This is a genomic window from Halalkalibacillus sediminis, assembly GCF_002844535.1.
GTDB lineage: Bacteria > Bacillota > Bacilli > Bacillales > Alkalibacillaceae > Halalkalibacillus_A > Halalkalibacillus_A sediminis.
Genome location: NZ_PJNH01000001.1, coordinates 856268 through 875619 on the forward strand (window position 1 = coordinate 856268; position 19352 = coordinate 875619).

The 19352-nt window shown below is 38.2% G+C and carries 21 protein-coding genes; 1 reads left to right on the top strand and 20 read right to left on the bottom strand.

The annotated features are described in order from the left end of the window. Positions 1-53: 53 nt before the first annotated feature. From era to rpsU, 12 genes are all read right to left on the bottom strand, one after another. Positions 54-959 carry a GTPase Era gene (gene era, locus CEY16_RS04540; RefSeq protein ID WP_101330767.1) on the bottom strand — a complete coding sequence of 302 codons (906 nt, stop codon included), beginning with the start codon at positions 957-959 and terminating at the stop codon, positions 54-56. 48 nt (positions 960-1007) lie between these two features. Further along, positions 1008-1367 carry a diacylglycerol kinase family protein gene (locus tag CEY16_RS04545; RefSeq protein WP_101330768.1) on the bottom strand — a complete coding sequence of 120 codons (360 nt, stop codon included), beginning with the start codon at positions 1365-1367 and terminating at the stop codon, positions 1008-1010. Next, a complete protein-coding gene (gene ybeY / locus CEY16_RS04550; protein ID WP_101330769.1) occupies positions 1357-1830 on the bottom strand; it encodes an rRNA maturation RNase YbeY in 474 nt (157 codons plus the stop codon). Before ybeY ends, CEY16_RS04545 begins: the two co-directional genes overlap by 11 nt. Next, complete coding sequence (locus CEY16_RS04555) at positions 1831-3294, bottom strand: HD family phosphohydrolase (RefSeq protein ID WP_101330770.1); 1464 nt, start codon at positions 3292-3294, stop codon at positions 1831-1833. A 24-nt stretch (positions 3295-3318) separates the two neighbouring features. Continuing rightward, on the bottom strand, positions 3319-4272 hold the full coding sequence (locus tag CEY16_RS04560; RefSeq protein ID WP_101330771.1) for a PhoH family protein: 954 nt from the start codon (positions 4270-4272) through the stop codon (positions 3319-3321). A gap of 3 nt (positions 4273-4275) precedes the next feature. Further along, entirely contained in the window at positions 4276-5427 is a 1152-nt protein-coding gene (locus tag CEY16_RS04565; protein ID WP_101330772.1) for a sporulation protein YqfD, read from the bottom strand. Next, the gene (gene yqfC / locus CEY16_RS04570; RefSeq protein WP_101330773.1) at positions 5424-5726 is read right to left on the bottom strand and encodes a sporulation protein YqfC; all 303 of its coding nucleotides are present in this window, start codon (positions 5724-5726) and stop codon (positions 5424-5426) included. The genes CEY16_RS04565 and yqfC overlap by 4 nt, the downstream gene beginning before the upstream one ends. A gap of 93 nt (positions 5727-5819) precedes the next feature. Continuing rightward, positions 5820-6311 (bottom strand): hypothetical protein, encoded by a 492-nt coding sequence (locus CEY16_RS04575; protein ID WP_101330774.1) that lies wholly within the window; start codon positions 6309-6311, stop codon positions 5820-5822. Positions 6312-6344: 33 nt separating this feature from the next. Then, positions 6345-7343, bottom strand: a complete 999-nt coding sequence (gene floA, locus CEY16_RS04580; RefSeq protein ID WP_101330775.1) for a flotillin-like protein FloA — start codon at positions 7341-7343, stop codon at positions 6345-6347. Between the two features lie 25 nt (positions 7344-7368). After that, entirely contained in the window at positions 7369-8694 is a 1326-nt protein-coding gene (locus CEY16_RS04585; RefSeq protein WP_101330776.1) for an NfeD family protein, read from the bottom strand. 186 nt (positions 8695-8880) lie between these two features. Further along, positions 8881-9327: a GatB/YqeY domain-containing protein gene (locus tag CEY16_RS04590; RefSeq protein ID WP_101330777.1), complete on the bottom strand. Its 447-nt coding sequence runs from the start codon at positions 9325-9327 to the stop codon at positions 8881-8883. 16 nt (positions 9328-9343) lie between these two features. Then, entirely contained in the window at positions 9344-9520 is a 177-nt protein-coding gene (gene rpsU, locus CEY16_RS04595; RefSeq protein ID WP_101330778.1) for a 30S ribosomal protein S21, read from the bottom strand. Between the two features lie 153 nt (positions 9521-9673). Here rpsU and CEY16_RS04600 point away from each other — a divergent pair, with 153 nt between their 5' ends. Next, positions 9674-10585 (top strand): Na/Pi symporter, encoded by a 912-nt coding sequence (locus tag CEY16_RS04600; protein ID WP_101330779.1) that lies wholly within the window; start codon positions 9674-9676, stop codon positions 10583-10585. 45 nt (positions 10586-10630) lie between these two features. On the opposite strand, the gene deoC is transcribed toward CEY16_RS04600, so the two are convergent. From deoC to hrcA, 8 genes are all read right to left on the bottom strand, one after another. Next, positions 10631-11302 (bottom strand): deoxyribose-phosphate aldolase, encoded by a 672-nt coding sequence (deoC, locus tag CEY16_RS04605; RefSeq protein ID WP_101330780.1) that lies wholly within the window; start codon positions 11300-11302, stop codon positions 10631-10633. A gap of 25 nt (positions 11303-11327) precedes the next feature. Continuing rightward, positions 11328-12674: a tRNA (N(6)-L-threonylcarbamoyladenosine(37)-C(2))-methylthiotransferase MtaB gene (gene mtaB, locus CEY16_RS04610; protein WP_101330781.1), complete on the bottom strand. Its 1347-nt coding sequence runs from the start codon at positions 12672-12674 to the stop codon at positions 11328-11330. Positions 12675-12679: 5 nt separating this feature from the next. Next, positions 12680-13432, bottom strand: coding sequence for a 16S rRNA (uracil(1498)-N(3))-methyltransferase (locus tag CEY16_RS04615; protein ID WP_101330782.1), 753 nt, complete (start codon positions 13430-13432; stop codon positions 12680-12682). A 14-nt stretch (positions 13433-13446) separates the two neighbouring features. Beyond that, complete coding sequence (gene prmA / locus CEY16_RS04620) at positions 13447-14388, bottom strand: 50S ribosomal protein L11 methyltransferase (protein ID WP_101330783.1); 942 nt, start codon at positions 14386-14388, stop codon at positions 13447-13449. A 27-nt stretch (positions 14389-14415) separates the two neighbouring features. Continuing rightward, entirely contained in the window at positions 14416-15543 is a 1128-nt protein-coding gene (dnaJ, locus tag CEY16_RS04625; protein ID WP_101330784.1) for a molecular chaperone DnaJ, read from the bottom strand. 155 nt (positions 15544-15698) lie between these two features. Further along, positions 15699-17516: a molecular chaperone DnaK gene (gene dnaK / locus CEY16_RS04630; protein ID WP_101330785.1), complete on the bottom strand. Its 1818-nt coding sequence runs from the start codon at positions 17514-17516 to the stop codon at positions 15699-15701. A gap of 38 nt (positions 17517-17554) precedes the next feature. Beyond that, positions 17555-18124, bottom strand: coding sequence for a nucleotide exchange factor GrpE (gene grpE / locus CEY16_RS04635; protein ID WP_420795517.1), 570 nt, complete (start codon positions 18122-18124; stop codon positions 17555-17557). A gap of 132 nt (positions 18125-18256) precedes the next feature. After that, a complete protein-coding gene (gene hrcA, locus CEY16_RS04640) occupies positions 18257-19297 on the bottom strand; it encodes a heat-inducible transcriptional repressor HrcA (RefSeq protein WP_101330787.1) in 1041 nt (346 codons plus the stop codon). Between the last annotated feature and the right edge of the window lie 55 nt (positions 19298-19352).

A 19352-nucleotide genomic window follows, 5' to 3' on the forward strand; every position in this document is an offset into this window, starting at 1 on the left:
GTTTCACCTGAACAAACATATCTCATGTGTATAAATAATTACCAACTCAGTAATTAATACTCATCATCTCGGTATCCGTATTCTCTTAACTGATGCATGTGGTTACGCCAATCCTTCTGCACTTTTACCCACAGTTCTAGGTACACTTTTGAACCAAGCATTCTCTCAATTTCTTGTCTCGCTTCGGTTCCTAGTTGCTTAAGCATCTTACCTTGCTTACCAATGATGATCCCTTTTTGAGATTTCCTTTCAACTATTATTGTTGCCTGTACATCAATAATCTCAGAATCATCTCTACCTTTTATTGAATCAATCACGACAGCAATCGAGTGGGGTATTTCTTCACGTGTGTGATGTAAAACCCTCTCTCTGATAAATTCACTTATTATAAACCTTTCCGGATGGTCTGTGATCTGATCTTCTGGATAAAATTGCGGTCCCTCGGGTAAATATCCTCTCATCACATCTACAAGGCGATCAACATTGTTTCCATTCAATGCGGATATAGGTACAATTTCTTCAAAATCGATTTGTTCTTTATAAAATTCAATCATAGGTAGCAATTGATCCGGATGTACCTCATCAATTTTGTTTATGACGAGTATGACTGGATTCGAAACACTTTTTAAGCGTTCTATGATAAATTCATCACCTTTTCCATACCCTTCTTGAGCATTGATCATGAATAAGATCAAGTCAACTTCATTAAGTGTATTCATTGAGGACTTGACCATAAAGTCGCCTAATTTGTGTTTGGGTTTATGGATACCTGGTGTATCAATAAAGATCATTTGCGATTGTTCCTCGGTCAATACACCTTGAATTTTATTTCTCGTAGTCTGAGGTTTATCACTCATTATAGCTATCTTTTGTCCAATCACTCGATTCATGAATGTAGACTTACCTACATTCGGTCGACCGATGATGGAAATGAATCCTGAACGGTAAGACTCTGTCATATGTTTAACTCCTTCAAGCGTAATGTTTTTGTTAATTAGAAAGTCAAATTAAGATATTAAATTGATTACTTTAGGTGCGAATATTATTGTTCCTACGATCGCTGCAAAAACGGCTGCGATCAATACAGATGCTGCACTAATATCTTTTATTCTTTTGGCATCTTCATGCTGGCCAGGAAACAATTGATTTGTTACTAACTCAATAGCTGTGTTCATTAGTTCAAACGCCAGCACAAAGCCGATCGCGATCAAAACAAAGAGCCACTCAAATACAGACAGTTGAAAGTATAAACCTGCAAAAAGAGTAACGAACATAACAACAAAATGAATTTTCATATTATATTCTGTCTGTAATGCAGTGAAAATACCTCTTATTGCATAGTTAAAACCGACACGGTTACGTTTCATCGCGTTTCAACCCATATTCACTCAATACTTCTTCTTGTCGACTGAACATCTTTTGTTCATCACTATCTGACATATGATCGTACCCAAGTAAATGTAAAAGTCCATGAACAGCTAAAAAGCCTAACTCTCGTTCAAAAGAATGATTATATTCCTCTGACTGAGCCACGCAACGATCTAGTGATACAATAATATCCCCTAAATGGACAGGTAGATCCTCACCTGTTATTTCAAGTTCTTCTTCTCCAATCTCTTGCATCGCAAAAGATATAACATCTGTAGGTTTATCTTTGTCTCGATATTTTTTGTTGATTTCTTGAATCTCTTCATCCGTCACAAATGTTACAGATAGCTCAGCTTCTTCTGAAACATTTTCCTTTTTTCCAGCAAACTGAAGTAATTCAAGTAGTTTATCTAATTGCTCGCTCGTTAGACGTTCAGTTTCATCGTTAAAATCAATGATCAATTAATGCGCCTCCTTCACTTTTTCTCTTGTAGCTTCCTCTGGATATTCAATTCGTGCGTGAAAGATTCCCTTCAACATGTCACATATATCTATTTCAATTTCCCTCAAATCCTTTAATGTTAAACTGCTCTCGTCCAATTGCCCATCAGTAAGTCGGTCATGAATGATGGAGCGTACAATCTTCTGTATTTCTTCATTTGTAGGGTTCTCTTTGGAACGAACGGCCGCCTCTACCGAATCACAAATATTTATAATAGCAGCTTCCCTTGATTGAGGAACGGGACCGGTATATCGAAATGAACTTTCTATTACAGAAGGGTCCGTCTCCTTCGCTTTATAATAGAAAAACTTCAGAAGCGTTGTTCCGTGATGTTGTTCTGCTATATCAATGATTTCTTTAGGTATATCATAATTTCTCAAAATTTTGGCTCCATCGCTTGGATGGGATAATATAATTTCTGCACTGTCCTCGGGACTCATATCATCATGGGGATTTTTCATGTTGTGTTGGTTTTCAATGAAATATTTCGGCCGAAATGATTTACCTACATCATGGTAATAAGAAGCTACTCGCGCAAGCAGTCCGTTAGCACCGATTGCCATACTCGCAGATTCACTCAGGTTTGCCACCATCACACTGTGGTGATAAGTGCCCGGAGCTTCCACAAGTATTTTGCGTAATAATGGATGATTGGGGTTCGACAAGTTGAGTAATTTAGTTTCAGTTAATGTATTAAAACTTGCTTCTATAATAGGTATTACTCCAAAAATCAAAATCGCTGAGATGAAAATGGATGATATTGAAAGCAGAGCTGCAACCACCCAGTTCATTGACCATAAATCGTTAATAGCATTTACCTGTTGTAAAATTACAAATCCTAAATGTACTGTAATTAATACAGCTGATGTCTTTATTAAAGAGGCGCGATCTTTGATTGATTGGTATAAATATACCGCCGTCCATTGAGATATTAAAAAGAATATAAATGCTGAAAACATTAAAAAGTCACTTGTAGCTCCATTCATGTAAATTGCACCGAAAAGAGCCATAAAAACAGACGCAACCAAAGCATACCTTTCATTTACGAGTTCTTTCATCAAAACTGCATAAGCAGCAACAGGTATGAGATAAAACAGGCTATTGACAGATGGCCCGAAAACATTAATCAGAACCATAAATATCAATAAACTTGTCCCAACCAAAGCACTTGAAAACGCCATTTGTTTTGTCCAGCCTGACATATGATCATGTTCTAACCGTAAGACCAAAATCCCAACTACTGCCAAAAAAGAACCCAGAAACAACACATGTAACGGAATGGTGACTCTAAAATATTCAACAATTAACGCCAATAAAAAAATAAGGGGTACAACAACAGCTGACAGAAGTACCCCATAACTTTTTATTCCTTTGCTATAATCTTTAGCTTCAGATGAAGTTATATTCTTTTCCACCTCATACATTGAAAGCACCAACTTTTTTAATAACTATTTTTCATAGGCATCAATGATTTTCTGAACCAATGGGTGTCGAACAACATCTGTACCTGTTAAATAGTTGAAAGAGATTCCTTTGACACCTTTCAGTCTATCCTCAACTGCTTTCAGCCCTGATGTCATACCTTTTGGAAGGTCAATTTGAGTAATATCTCCAGTAATGGTCATTTTAGAACCAAAACCTAAACGAGTTAAAAACATTTTCATTTGCTCGGGGGTAGTATTTTGTGCTTCGTCCAATATGACAAAAGCATCGTCAAGTGTACGGCCTCGCATATAGGCTAAAGGAGCAATTTCGATTGTACCCCGTTCCATCAACCTTGCAGTATGTTCAGTACCTATAACATCATGGAGAGCATCATATAATGGACGTAAGTATGGATCCACTTTCTCTTTCAAGTCTCCAGGTAAGAAGCCTAGGCTCTCTCCTGCTTCTACCGCAGGACGCGTTAGGACAAGTCGTTTGACATCTCCGTTACGTAACGCCTTTGCTGCCATAACAACCGCAAGGTAAGTTTTTCCTGTACCAGCTGGACCGATACCGAATACTAGATCATTTGCCTTCATGGCAGCTACGTATTCTCTTTGACCTAAAGTTTTTACACGAATAGGTTTACCTAGCTGATTTTTTGTAATTTCGTCTTCAAAAAGAGTTTCAAACTGTTCGAGTTTATCTAATCGAGCTAATTCCAAACCATATATGATATCTCGTTCAGTTACAGTAATCCCCTTTTTAATGATTTTCAACACTTGTTGGATAAGGGCCTCGACAGTTTCAACGTCTTTTTGTTCACCTTCTATTTTTAATTGTCCACCACGCGTTATGATTTTAACAGGTAGAAATTCTTCAATTTGTTTAATATTACGATCATTTGTTCCAAATAAATTCAATGTATCTTCATGATCTTCTAAGTGTAGATCGATGATTTGTTTTCCCTCTTGCATACATCAGTCTCCTTGGTTTATGATTTGAGCCTCTGAAATATCTTCAATCACTTTTACAAATAGTTCTAGTTCAACTTTATCACTGTGCCTTTGCTCGTGCAAAACTTTTAGATAAATCAATTCAACAGATTGACCGAGCTTTCTTTTCAACTGAGCTTCTACATAATTGGTATAGTCTTCAGTTTCAATAGTTTGCTCTAAACTTTGTTCTTGCAGAAATAACGTTTTGTTAATCGATAAAGGAAGTTCCCAATTCAGAAAAAATAGTGGCTGGCTTCTTTTGTGAACCTCGACCAAGTCTTCTTTATTGGTTGCAAAAAATTCACGGTTACCTATATTCAAAGAATAGCGTTGTGTTGCTTCATCTTCCAGTGAATATAGCAAAGCTTTATTTTCAATTGTAACATCTATATTATACCAAACTTCCGCTAGTATATCGCCTTCTGAATACGTAAAGTCTTCCCCCTCTTCAGATAGTTCACCCGTTACTAATATGTCACCTTTCTTTACAGTGTCATTGACTTTAGCCAAAGGACGGCCATTGGTTATAAACATGGAGTGGATCGTCCCTGATTTACTGGCAATAAGATTACTTGGATGCTCGTCGGGATCAGGTTCGTTGATTGATTGCTCTTTTATCTTAATTAAGAAGGTTGTCCCTGTACGGTTAATCCCTATATAAGATATTTTCTCAATTTGATTCATAACTTCACGTTCGACTGTGCTGATATCTTCTGATGCTTGGACCCAATTACCTTGCTTCAAGCCCAACTGATCAATCAACTGAGAAACTTCGAACCTAGACTCAGGTGATCCTCCAACTATTTCGACTTTCCAAATAACATTCGAAAGGGCGAATAATAAAAACAATGCAAAAAATGTTCCTAAGACATAGGAAGCCATTCTACCCCTCATTTTATAAGCGCGTTTTATACTATTTTTTCTCTCAAAATAGACCTTGCATTGAAACCTCTTCCTGATTGATTTTATCTCTTTTACAGAATCAAGACTTGTACAGAATTTGATTTCTGTTTCGTTTTCTCGTTTGATATCATGCATCGGTATAGATAAGCGATGCAGCTCTAAAAACAATTGTGATGCCTGTCCACCTTTTACATGGACCTTCACATACTCATTCCAATGAAAACCATTCAACTTAACCGACCCCCTTCGCCTTCAAGTAATAATTGAACGTTTGTAATTTCACCTTCAACGACCATCTCAGATGGTAATAAATTTTTTATTACTAAGTTTTTTCCTTGAATTTGAATGGTTCCGATATGTTGCTTAACTCTAATTTCATATGATTCAAAAAGAGATAATCCTTGATGGTTCTCTATATATAAGTGAATATGTCCGATCATCGTTAACCTCGGGTAATCGTAAATAATATCTTTCGGCATATTCAACCGATCAGTCAAAAGACGCTGAACTCCTTTTCTCAAGCGCTTCATTTATACGCCCCCTATCAACATAATCTTATGATTTGAAAGGGGAAACTAGCACAAAAAAAAGCAAGGCGTGATATTCACACCTTGCTCATTTCTTTATATATTTTTTCTTCTTTTAGCTTTTGGTTCAGCTAAAACTTCGCTCATTATAAAGCCTTCAATGATTCTTTTCTTGTTTAAATTCTTTTTAATCGACACGTTGGGACCATAAGTCCGATCTTTGTCAACTAGCGAATTCCTTTTGATCGTGTTTTGAATACCATCATATTTCCCGATGGCTTCACCCATATCGGATAAGCTTTCTTCTCTTTCAGCTTTGGAATCCTCCATAGCTTCATACCATTTGTTCGAAGCCTCTGTAGAAAAACGCTCACTAGATGAGACCTTTTCTTGAAGAGTTTCTCTTGCTTCGGTTACTTGCTCACGGCTTGGCCTCTGTTCACGATTGGGTCTAGGAGTTGGTCTATTAGGACGTCGCTGTTCACTTTCGTCTTCACGCTTTTCCTTTTGAAAAAAACCAACCAAACCAGCCACGAGTGCAAGAAGAACAAATATATTCCCTGCTATGGCTTCTATGAACTCACCCATTTGTCAACACCTCTCTTTCTAATTTAGAGAAGGTTACTTATTATCATCGTAATCGTCATTCTCTTTCTTGCTAAGTTTACCAATCATATCTCTCATGTCAGTGTCTGCTAATACGTTCTTGTAGTTGACGTAATCCATGACACCCATATTACCATTGCGAAGTGCTTCAGCAAGTGCTTGAGGTACAAGTGCTTCTGCTTCAACAACTTTAGCTTGCATTTCTTGTACTTTTGCAACGTTTTCTTGCTCTTGTGCTACTGCCATTGCACGACGCTCTTCAGCTTTCGCTTGAGCGATATTCTTATCTGCTTCTGCTTGGTCAGTCTGTAAAATTGCGCCGATGTTTTTACCGATATCAATATCAGCAATATCGATAGACAAGATTTCAAATGCTGTACCTGAATCCAAGCCTTTAGAAAGAACATTCTTAGATATAAGGTCAGGATTCTCTAATACTTTGCTGTGACTTTCAGATGAACCAATCGTACTTACGATTCCTTCACCAACACGAGCAATAACCGTATCCTCACCAGCACCACCAACAAGACGATCGATATTCGCGCGCACAGTGATTCTAGCTTTCGCTTTAACTTCGATACCATCCATTGCAACACCAGCGATGAATGGAGTTTCGATAACTTTAGGGTTAACACTCATTTGAACGGCTTCTAATACGTCACGTCCAGCTAAATCAATAGCTGCAGCACGCTCGAAGCTCAATTCAATATTGGCACGTTGAGCAGCAATCAAAGCATTTACAACTCGGTCAACGTTACCGCCTGCTAAGTAGTGACTCTCCAATTGATTGGTATTTACATCTACACCCGCTTTATGTGCCTTGATCAAAGGGTTGATCACCATTTTTGGTACAACCCGACGTAAACGCATTCCAATCAGAGTGAAGATACTGATTTTAACACCTGCAGCAAGGGCGCTTATCCAGAGCATTACTGGAACAAACGTGAATAAAATTGCAATAGCAATAATCAGTACTGCAACTAGCAATAATGGAAATAAATCCGCATAGTTCATTTACATATTCCTCCTAATATCTTTTTTATTTATCGTGAACTTCTCGAACCACAATCCGAGAACCTTCCACTTTTACAACCTTGATCTTTGTACCGGCGGCGATAAAGCCACCTTCAGACACGACATCCAACCTCTCATCATCAATGACAGCTGTTCCGGCTGGTCTTAAATAAGTCAGTGCCTCTCCTTCTTTACCAATAAGTTCCATCCGATTAGAGTTTGAAACATAACCTAAATCAGTCGTGGTTTGATCAGTTAATACAATCTTACCAAAAATTCCTTTATTAAAGTCCAATTTTCTAAATAAAATAAATATTCCTACCAACGCAATCAATAATGCAATTCCTATACTAAATGCCATATAGCCTAAATCAGCTCCAGCTACAAGCATTGCTCCCAATATGGCTCCTCCTCCAATGACTCCTAGAATGCCACTTGGGACAAATATCTCTAGAACAATTAACACGATTCCTAAGATGAATAATATGATGCTTTCATATCCAGCAAATCCTGCAATTAAATGTCCATAAAAGAACAACAACAATGCAGATAGGCCCATTATCCCTGGTATTCCGAATCCAGGAGAATATAATTCTACAATCAACCCCAAGCTCGCTACAGAAAGTAAAATAGGAATTACAACCGGACTAGTTACAAAACGTGCGATGTGCTCAGAAAATGTCAGTTCTGTTTCTACGACCTGTGGATTCTTAATATCAAGCATTTCGAAGAGTTCTGCACGATTTTCGGCTGTACCTTCAGAATAACCTACTTCCAAAGCCTCATCAGCACGCAAGGTCAGATAATCCCCTTCCCCTGCACGATATTCTGATAAATCAAGGTCTGGATTTGCCATCGCCTCTGCGTATAATGGGTCACGGTCATTTTGCTCAGCAGCTGCAGTCATCGCTGCTATCCAAGCAGACTGTGCTTTTTCATCTGCAGCAGTTCCGTCCCCTACAATGACTCCCGAAGCTCCCATTGTCGCACCCGGCCTGAAGTAAATTTCCTGTGCATTCAATGCTATGTATGAGCCAGCAGAAAGCGCTTGATTGATGATATAAGCAGCATTCGGGATTTCCACGCTGGAAATTAAAGTAGCAATCTCTTCAGCAGAATCCACTCTACCCCCAGGAGAGTTTATTTCAAAAACAATGTAATCGGCATAAGCTTCCTCAGCTTCCTGAATACTTCGTTCTAAGAAAGCGACCAGGCCTCTTTCAACCTCGTTTTCGATCGGTATCACATAAACATCTGTTGAAGACTCGTGGTTATCAGCTGTAACACCCGCCTGATTAATCCATATAAATGATAATGCAAAGATTAAGAAAATATATAATTTCTTTTTCACAAGACCCCCCCCATTTCTAGATATTACTTCTACTACGATTAATATGATTAAAAAGTTTCATTTCTATTAGTATTTACACTTGTTAATAAAAATAAATACCTGACAGACCGACAAATCGAACGCACAACTATTGTTAGTACGCTTTCAACGATTTGTCGAAATGCCAGGCATTCATCAAGCAACCCCTTATGTTAATTGTTTCATGACAATTTGATTTACTTTTGAACCGTCAGCTTTTCCTTGAACTTTCGGCATAACTGCGCTCATTACTCTTCCCATATCTTGTTTAGAGCTAGCGCCTACTTCCTCAATTGTCTCCTGAATTACTTGTTTTAATTCATCATCAGTCAGCTGCTTCGGTAAATATTGTTCAATAATGACTAGCTCTTGCTCAGTCTTTACTGCTAGATCCTCACGATCAGCTTCTCTGAACTCTTGGAGGGAATCTTTCCTTTGCTTAACTTCACGAGTAAGAACTTGGAGCTCTTCTTCTTCAGAAAGTTCTCCATCCTTTTTCTTGATCGCTTCGTTTTGCAAAGACGCCTTAACCATACGGATGACGGTTAATTTATCTTTCTCCTTATTCCGCATTGCTTGTTTCATATCTTCATTTAATCGTTCAAGCAAAGTCATCCAGTGTTACACCCTCTTACTTTTTGCGCTTTCTAGCAGCCTCAGATTTTTTCTTTCTACGAACACTAGGCTTATCGTAGAATTCACGTTTACGATACTCAGACAACGTTCCACTCTTTGAAACGCCGCGTCTGAAGCGTCGAAGAGCATCCTCAATAGACTCATTCTTTTTCACGCGAGTTGAATTTGACATGCTCTACCCTCCCTCCAAATGAAACACGTAAATAAGTGCAAATTAGTGCACTCAACATATTATATTAAACAATGAGCCTCAGGTCAATAATCAATATCCCTATTCAAGCATGAAAATACTTACACACCATACAATAGATTGAGGTGAGATGCGGTGTACACTCTATTTCTATCATTTGCAGTTTATTTATCTATTTTTCTTTTAGGGATTGCCTATTTGAGATATGGTTGTAGTGGAATTACTCAGCCATTAGTTAAGGAAATTGAAAAACATCAAACCATTTTAAATGGCCTTTGGTTAGGATTTTTTCTGACGTTACTCTTGCAAAGCAGCTCAGCTTCCATAGCTCTTTTTATCATATTCTTTGCATCTACATCTTTGTCAATTCCTTTTATAATCAGTTACTTAATTGGAGCAAATGTTGCTACTACCATCACTTCCCAACTTTTTGTATGGAATGATCAAACTCTTATGTTTATTTGCCTTCTTGCAGGTTTAATTCTTATATTCAATAAACGAAACATTATCCACTGGGTCGGAGCTATTTTATTAGGTCTCGGGGTCATATACAGTTCATTACTCGGATTTCGTTCGCTTAGCATTTTTCTTGATAATCCATTAGTTGAGCAATCTCTTCTTTCTGGACAACCCCTCATACAAATCATCACAGGGATCCTAATAACAAGTATCGTTCAATCTTCCACCGTGCTGACCGGAATTTTGATGAGTATAAATGATGGTACTGGCTTATCTTTAGTCCACATTTATTACCTTTTGTTAGGGGCAAATATAGGTACTTGTATTTCCGTATGGATTGTCACCCTCACTCAACCTTCCCATACAAGAATTATTGCCTATGCACATATTTTGATGAATATCATCGGTGCTTTCATCGCCTACCCAGCGATTGTTAGTGGTTTTATCATACAATGGAGTGAATCTATAACTTCTTCTACTGATCAACAAATTGTTTATATCAGTTTTTTATACAATTTATTCACAGGATTGATTTTCTTAATATTCATCAAACCTATTTCAAGAACTTTAGGCTTATTGAGAAGATAAATCAAAAAATCCTCCACTCATCACCGAGTAGAGGATTTCATTAAATTAATAATCACTGGTACCTTCATTTCCTGAAACGATATCAACACCTGCAGAAGCCCCGATTCGAGTAGCTCCTGCATCAATCATTGCATTTGCATCCTCAAGGTTTCTGACCCCACCTGAAGCTTTAACACCCATTTCAGGTCCTACCGTCAGTCGCATTAAACGAATGTCATCAACCGTTGCACCACCACCTGAAAATCCAGTAGATGTTTTGACAAAGTCCGCTCCAGCTTTTTTAGCAAGTTCACATGCTTTGATTTTTTCATCATTCTCAAGAAGTGCTGTTTCGATGATAACTTTTACTAGTGCTTTTCCTTTTGCAGCATCAACCACAGCTTGAATGTCACTTTCTACCTCTTCATAACGTCCATCTTTCAATGATCCGATATTAATGACCATATCAATTTCAGTTGCTCCATTTTCAATCGCATTGGATGTCTCAAAAGATTTGGTCTCTGACGTTGTAGCACCTAATGGAAAACCAATAACCGTACATACTTTTACTTCTGAATCTTTAAGAAGTTCATAGCAGTGGCTTACCCAAGTAGGGTTCACACATACAGAAGCAAAACTATAAGTCTTTGCCTCTTCACAAATTTGGTTGATTTTTTCTGCTTGGGTTTCTGGTTTTAGCTGGGTATGATCAATCATGGACGCTAGTTGTTTATTCATGTTATCCACTCCTATTGAATTTTTATTAAATTACTTCCTTCTGACTGGAGTCATCCATCACACGGACGAAAGTTCCTTCATTGTAAGGATAACCTGGTTTTGTGATTTTCACTCGGACAATTTTGCCAATCATGTCTTCTGTTCCTTCAAATACAACTTTCATGTAATTATCTGAATAACCTTCAAACAAATTACTAGTCGGATCCTTCTTAAATCTTTCTTCAGGGATAACTTCTAAAACTTCCCCTTCATATTCTGAGGCATATTCCTTCGCCTGTTGGTCAGAGAGCTCGATTAAACGATGAACCCGATCATTTTTAACATCATCACTTACTTGGTCTTTCATTCTGGCTGCAGGGGTCCCTGTACGCTGAGAGTATGGGAAAACATGCAGTTCTGAAAAACCGATTTTCTGAATGGATCGATAAGTTTCCATAAATTCTTCATCAGTTTCGCCTGGAAAACCAACGATAACATCAGATGTAATCGCAAGACCCGGTAAAGCTTTTTTCACTTTTTCTACACGGCCATGATAAAACTCCATCGTATATTTGCGTCGCATTCTTTTAAGAACAGTATCAGAGCCTGACTGAAGTGGAATATGCAAGTGACGCACAATTTTATCTGATTCATTGAGAACATCAATCACTTCGTCAGTAATCTGGCTTGCCTCAATAGAGGAAATTCGAATACGTTTCAAACCTACAACCTTTCTATCCAACTCACGTAACAGAGCAGCAAGATTGTAGTCCTTCAAGTCTTCACCATAACCACCTGTATGAATTCCCGTCAAAACGATTTCCTGATAGCCCGCATCGACTAATTGTTGAGCTTGTTTTATTACATCCTCAGGTGGTCTGGAGCGCATTAGACCACGCGCCCAAGGAATGATACAAAACGTGCAGAAATTGTTACAACCTTCCTGGATTTTCAGGGAAGCTCTTGTACGGTCAGTAAATTGTGGTACGTCCATTTCTTCGAACACACGAGTTTTCATGATATTAGAAACACCGTTGATCGGTTGGCGTGCATCTTTATATTCTTCTATGTACTCCAGCATCTTTCGACGCTCCTGTGTTCCAACCACAATATCAACACCTGGGATATTCATAATTTCATCAGGTGAAGTCTGTGCATAACATCCAGTTACACATATAACTGCATCAGGATTTTTTCTAATTGCACGACGAATTACCTGGCGACTTTTCTTGTCCCCAGTGTTAGTCACTGTACATGTATTAATTACATAAACGTCAGAGTGTTGGTCGAACTCCACACGTTCGTAGTCACTTTCTTTAAAAAACTGCCAAATGGCTTCAGTTTCATAATGGTTTACCTTACAGCCAAGGGTGTGAAATGCAACTGTTGTCACACCACTCACCTCCATTCTTCAAAATAAAAGGAAATAGCGGATAACACATAAAGTGGAGCTGTTTCCGTTCTTAGAATTCTAGGTCCTAAACGGATCGATTTAAACTGATTCGATGTCAAAAACGAAATTTCATCATTGGATAGACCACCCTCTGGTCCAATTACAACCAATAAATTGTCGCCAGGAGAAATTTGTTTAAGTGCTTCTGCAAATGAACCATCTTCTGAAGGTGCTTTTGCTTCTAATTCACTTGCTACAAATAAATGATCATAAGTATTTTCGCTTAAAACCTCTTTCAATGTGTGCTTCTCATGAATCAAAGGTAACTTAGAGCGATGGGATTGTTCTGCCGCTTCTTTAGAAATTTTTCGTAATCTAGAAAGTTTTTTGCTTTCCTTTTTCGAATCCCATTTGACTATCGAACGGTCCATTTGAACAGGTATAAAAGCAAACATCCCTAATTCGGTTCCTTTTTGGACAATTAACTCTAACTTATCACCTTTAGGAAGTCCTTGGACAATTGTCACTTTTACCGGCATTTCTTGTTTTTCATCTAATGCTTCGACAAGAGCACCAGTCACTTTATCATCAGTAATTTCTGTAATCTCCACTAAATAAGAAGACCCATCGACATTACAACAGATGATTTTATCACCAGAAGTCATTCTCATCACATTGACAATGTGATGTCTATCCTCTCCATCAATGTGAACTTGTTCTTTTGTCCAATTATTATCGGATATGAAATAACGTTGCATTTTGATAACCTCTATTATTCAGGTTTTTTGGCCACAATTGAAATCCAGTCTTCCATCTGATTCACTTCGATAATTTCAAAACCTGATTCAACTAATGTCTGTTTTACCAAGTCCTTCTTAGCTTTAATAATACCAGATGTAATGAATACTCCTCCAGGTTTAAGTCTTTCAAATGCATCGTCTGTGAACTGAACAATGATTTCGGCCAGAATGTTTGAAACAATCAAATCACTCGTAGAAGTAATACCCTCTAAAAGGTTATTTTTTGATGCATCTACACGGTCATTGACTTTGTTCAACTTTGTATTGATTTGTGTGCTTTTTACGGCAACTTCATCTAAATCGTAAGAAAAGATTTTCTTTGCCCCTAATAAAGCTGCAGCAATAGACAATACTCCTGAACCTGAACCAACATCTAAAACAATATCATCCTCATGTAGATATTGTTCTAAGGCTTGTAAACTTAATACAGTCGTCGGATGTGTTCCAGTTCCAAATGCCATACCTGGATCCAGCTCGATGATGATTTCATCACTACTAACTGGAGTGTAATCTTCCCATGTAGGAATGATTGTAATTTTCTCTGAAATTTTAACTGGTTTATAGTATTTCTTCCAAGCCGTTGCCCATTCTTCTTCGTTCACTTCGGAAATAGTGACTTGGTTTTTACCAATATCGATATCAAATTGTACAAGATTACTGATTGATTGCTTAATTTCATCAACTGTTTCACCTAAAAAGCTATTGACTGGAAGGTAAGCTTTAACGTATACACCTTCTTCAGGATAGTCGTTAGGATCAAGCTCATAAATTGTCCCATACAAGGTTACATGATCCTGAAACAAGTCGCGGGGGTCTTCAATAACGACCCCACTTGCTCCCGACTCGTGTAAAATATTCGAAATAGGTTCAATCGCTTCATTAGTCGTGTGAATTTTTATTTCAGACCATTTCAAATGTCATCCACTCATTTCAATTATTTATTAACCTTTAAATGCACGTTTCATTCGTGTAAATAAGCTATCTGACTGCTCATCGATTTCTTCATCACTCGTAATTTCATGGAATTCTCGAAGAATTTCTTTTTGGCGGTCATTCATATTTTTAGGAACAATTACTTTAACTAAAATATGTTGATCTCCTTGCCCGTAACCATGAACATTTGGTGCACCTTTGCCTTTCAAGCGGAAGTGCGTTCCAGTTTGAGTTCCAGCAGGAATTTTTAACTTAACCTTACCGTGTACGGTTGGAACTTCCATTTCATCACCTAGTGCTGCCTGAGTAAAGGTGATTGGCATTTCACAAAGGATATCGTCCCCATCACGTTCGAAAAATTCATGGCGACGAACACGTACAACAACGAATAGATCCCCTGGAGGGCCACCATTCACACCAGGTCCACCCTGGCCTGAAACTCGGATTTGTTGACCATCATCAATTCCACCTGGGATATTGATATCAATTTTCTTACGCTTTTTAACTCGCCCGGATCCGCCACAAGTAGTACATTTATCTTCAATTTCCTGTCCAGTACCTTCACACTGGTTACATACTCTACGATTAACTACTCTACCAAAAGGTGTGTTCTGTTCGACATTCAATTGACCTGCTCCATTACATTGTGAACAGGTTTTCACATCAGATCCAGGTTTGGCTCCAGAACCTTCACATGTTTCACATTCTTCCTCTTTAGGTATATGAATAGTTGTGTCTTTACCGAAAACCGCTTCTTCAAACTGGATTTCCATAGTATATTGCAAGTCTTGCCCTTTTCTAGGAGCATTTGGATCGCGTTGGCGACCGCCACCTCCGAAGAACATATCAAATATATCACCGAAGTCACCAAATCCTTCAGCATTGAATCCTCCGCCGAAGCCTTGACCACCTTGTTGTGCTCCTGCATGGCCAAATTGATCATACTGGGCACGCTTTTGTTGGTTACTTAATACTTCATATGCTTCTTTTGCTTCTTTGAATTTATCAGATGCGCCTTCTTCTTGGCTCACATCAGGATGATATTTTCTTGCTAACTTACGATATGCTTTTTTTATTTCGTCTTTGGATGCGTCTTTAGAAACACCCAAAACATCATAATAATCTCGTTTACTCACTGGATGATCACTCTCCTGCATCTTCTTGCATAAAGTTTATCATAACATTAATTCTACAACTCAATCAACGTTACATTCGAGTTCATATTCGTTAAAAAAGCCAAAGCCAAGAACCCTTGACTTTGACTTCCTTTCAATTGTGTTATAGCTTTTGCTTATTTTTTATCTTCTTCGTTGACTTCTTCATAATCAGCATCTACAACATCTTCGTCCTGCTGCTCTCCTGCTGATTGTTCTGCTTGTTGTTGAGCTTGCTCGTAAAGCTTAACAGAAAGGTTTTGCACTTCTTGCTCAAGAGCTTCTTTCTTCTCTTTGATAGCTTCAGTGTCTTCGCCTTCTAAAGCAGTTTGAAGTTCGCCTTTCAATGATTCAGCCTTTTCTTTTTCTTCTTCTGTTACTTGCTCGCCAAGATCTTTGATTGTTTTATCTACAGTCGAAATTAGCTGTTCAGATTCGTTGCGAAGTTCTACTTCCTCACGACGCTTCTTATCTTCTTCTGCGTTTTCTTCTGCTTCTTTTACCATGCTTTCAACTTCTTCTTCAGAAAGGCCGGATGAAGACTTGATTGTAATTGATTGTTCTTTATTTGTACCAAGGTCTTTTGCGCTTACGTTAACGATACCGTTCGCATCAATATCGAATTTAACTTCGATTTGAGGAACACCTCTTGGTGCTGGTGGAATATCTGTTAATTGGAAGCGACCCAGCGTTTTATTATATTGTGCCATTTCACGTTCACCTTGAAGTACGTGAATGTCCACTGCTTGCTGATTGTCAGCTGCAGTTGAGAATACTTGCTGTTCGCTTGTAGGAATAGTCGTATTACGTTCGATTAACTTAGTGAATACGCCTCCCATTGTTTCGATACCTAATGAAAGTGGTGTTACGTCTAATAACACAACGTCTTTAACATCACCTTGAAGAACTCCACCTTGGATTGTAGCACCTAATGCTACAACTTCATCAGGGTTTACACCTTTAGAAGGATCTTTTCCAACTTCCTTCTTAATTGCATCTTGTACCGCAGGGATACGAGTTGAACCACCGACTAGTAATACTTTGTCAATCTCAGATGGACTCATGTCAGCATCTTTTAGAGCCTGACGCGTAGGTTTCATTGTACGTTCAACTAAGTCAGAAGCTAACTCTTCAAATTTAGCACGAGTCATGTTCATTTCTAAGTGTAATGGACCTGCTTCTCCTGCTGTGATAAACGGTAATGAGATTTGTGTTTGAGCTACACCTGATAAGTCTTTCTTAGCTTTTTCAGCTGCATCTTTCAGACGTTGTTTAGCCATTTTGTCTTTAGACAAGTCAATTCCGTTTTCTTTTTTGAATTCAGCAACCATGTGATCAATGATCACTTCATCAAAGTCATCCCCACCTAGGCGGTTGTCACCAGCAGTAGATACAACTTCAAATGTGCCATCACCAATGTCTAGGATAGATACGTCAAAAGTACCTCCACCTAAGTCATACACAAGTACTGTCTGATCTTGGTCTTGGTCAATTCCGTATGCTAGTGCTGCTGCAGTAGGCTCGTTGATGATACGTTCAACTTCAAGTCCTGCAATTTTACCAGCGTCTTTTGTAGCTTGACGTTCAGCATCGTTGAAATAAGCCGGTACTGTAATTACAGCCTTACTTACTTCTTCACCTAGATAATCTTCAGCGTATGATTTGATGTGTTGAAGAATAATCGCTGAAACTTCTTGTGGTGTATATTCTTTATCTTCGATTTTCTCTTTATGGTCTGTACCCATGTGACGCTTAACGGATTGAATCGTATTAGGGTTTGTAATTGCTTGACGTTTAGCAACCTCACCTACTTGACGTTCACCATTTTTAAAAGAAACAACTGATGGTGTAGTACGGTTTCCTTCTGGATTTGGGATGACTTTTGATTCGCCACCTTCCATTACTGCTACACATGAATTTGTAGTACCTAAATCGATACCGATAATCTTACTCATTTTGATTTCCTCCTTATGACACTATTCAATTTATGAATTTATTGATTAACCTTGACCATTGCTGGTCGGATTACTCGATCTTTCAATTGGTAACCTTTTTGTAAGACTTCTACCACTTGATCAGATTCATAACCTTCTTCTTCTACTTGCATGATTGCTTGGTGCTTTTGTGGGTCGAAGCTTTCATTTTCAGCTTCTATTTCTTCAATCCCAGCATTTGCTAGAGACTGTTGTAGTTGTTGATAAACCATTTTGACTCCGTCAACAAAAGATTGATCTTTGTCACTGACTTCTACTTGCAAAGCGCGTTCAAAGTTATCTAAGACAGGAATCAACTCTGTCGCCAGGTCCTGAGATTTATACTTTAAATCGTTTTCTTTCTCTTTTTTAACACGACGACGGTAGTTATCGAAGTCGGCTTGAAGTCGAATCAAACGATTGTTTAGTTCTTCTTTTTCCTCAATTAACTGTTCAACTTCAGTTTTTTCTTCTTGCTCATTTTCTTCATTATTTTCTGTATCAACAGTTTGCTCTTCCACATTCTCTTTTGATACATCTTGATCATTCAACACTTGTTCATCTGTCTTTTTTTCATCCAATACAGTCACCTCCCAAATCAATACTCCATGTTTTCCAATTGCATAATATATCATGAATTTTTCTTAAAAACAAAGCAAAAGCGTGACAAAAACTTGGCATCATAAATCGCCAAGTTTCATTAAACAACCTTTGTCGTTCAATTACCTGTCTGAATCTTGGTTAAACCAATCAGTCAAAGCTTGAGTCATTTGTCGGCTCCATAAATCCAATAAAGAAACAACCTTTGCATACTCCATACGTGTCGGCCCTAATAAGGCAATAGTTCCAACTTGGTTTTCACCTAGAGAGTAAGTAGTTGTGATCAACGTGCAATTATTCATCGCCTCTATCTTATTTTCGTGACCAATAAAGATATTCATACCTTCTTTACTAGGCTTTAAGATTGGTGCGATTCTTTCTTCGCTCTCCATAATATTGAACAAAGAGCGTGCAGTATCCATGTCGTTGAACTCAGGTTGCATCAAGATATTTGATTTTCCACCTACATACAAGTTATTTGGTTGACTAGTGAACAAAGCTTTCTGTATCAAGTCATATGATTGCTGAAAGTCAGACGTATACCTTTGTAATAGGTCAGTTACTTCACTTTCAATCATCCGATCCAAGTATACAATCGGAACACCATACAACTTATCATTCAAAATATTCACTGTCTTCTCCAGATCTGAATGACTGATATCTGAAGGAATGGCGAATAACCTATGTTCCACATGACCGGTATTTGTAACCAAGATTGCAATAGCCGAATGTGCATTCAAAGGCACAATCTGCAATTGCTTTAGCTTGTTTTCATACACTTCCGGACCTAGTACAAGAGTTGTGTATTTAGTCATATCAGATAAGATTTGAGCGGAGTTTTGCATGACTCGCTCAACCTCGACTAGGCGTTCGTCAAATGATTCTTTGATAGCTCCAATTTCTTTCTTAGATAACTGGAGCGGGGACATGATATTGTCAACATAATAGCGATACCCTTTTTCAGAAGGGATTCGACCCGATGAAGAATGAGTTTTAGTCAAAAATCCTAGCTCTTCTAAATCCGCCATGTCATTTCGAATTGTAGCAGGGCTAAATGTGACTTCATCCTTCTTAGAAATATTTCTGGATCCTACGGGCTGTGCTGACTGTATGAACTCATCGACGATCACTTTTAACAAAAATATTTGGCGATCTGTAAGCATGTCTATCTCACCCCTGTTAGCACTCATCAATATCGAGTGCTAATTCTAATAATAA

Coding starts and splice junctions, on each gene's coding strand:
- era (WP_101330767.1), bottom strand. CDS start 959: ATGACAGAGTCTTACCGTTCAGGATTCATTTCCATCATCGGTCGACCG.
- CEY16_RS04545 (WP_101330768.1), bottom strand. CDS start 1,367: ATGAAACGTAACCGTGTCGGTTTTAACTATGCAATAAGAGGTATTTTC.
- CEY16_RS04555 (WP_101330770.1), bottom strand. CDS start 3,294: ATGTATGAGGTGGAAAAGAATATAACTTCATCTGAAGCTAAAGATTAT.
- CEY16_RS04560 (WP_101330771.1), bottom strand. CDS start 4,272: ATGCAAGAGGGAAAACAAATCATCGATCTACACTTAGAAGATCATGAA.
- yqfC (WP_101330773.1), bottom strand. CDS start 5,726: ATGAAGCGCTTGAGAAAAGGAGTTCAGCGTCTTTTGACTGATCGGTTG.
- CEY16_RS04575 (WP_101330774.1), bottom strand. CDS start 6,311: ATGGGTGAGTTCATAGAAGCCATAGCAGGGAATATATTTGTTCTTCTT.
- floA (WP_101330775.1), bottom strand. CDS start 7,343: ATGAACTATGCGGATTTATTTCCATTATTGCTAGTTGCAGTACTGATT.
- CEY16_RS04590 (WP_101330777.1), bottom strand. CDS start 9,327: ATGACTTTGCTTGAACGATTAAATGAAGATATGAAACAAGCAATGCGG.
- rpsU (WP_101330778.1), bottom strand. CDS start 9,520: ATGTCAAATTCAACTCGCGTGAAAAAGAATGAGTCTATTGAGGATGCT.
- deoC (WP_101330780.1), bottom strand. CDS start 11,302: ATGAATAAACAACTAGCGTCCATGATTGATCATACCCAGCTAAAACCA.
- CEY16_RS04615 (WP_101330782.1), bottom strand. CDS start 13,432: ATGCAACGTTATTTCATATCCGATAATAATTGGACAAAAGAACAAGTT.
- dnaK (WP_101330785.1), bottom strand. CDS start 17,516: ATGAGTAAGATTATCGGTATCGATTTAGGTACTACAAATTCATGTGTA.
- hrcA (WP_101330787.1), bottom strand. CDS start 19,297: ATGCTTACAGATCGCCAAATATTTTTGTTAAAAGTGATCGTCGATGAG.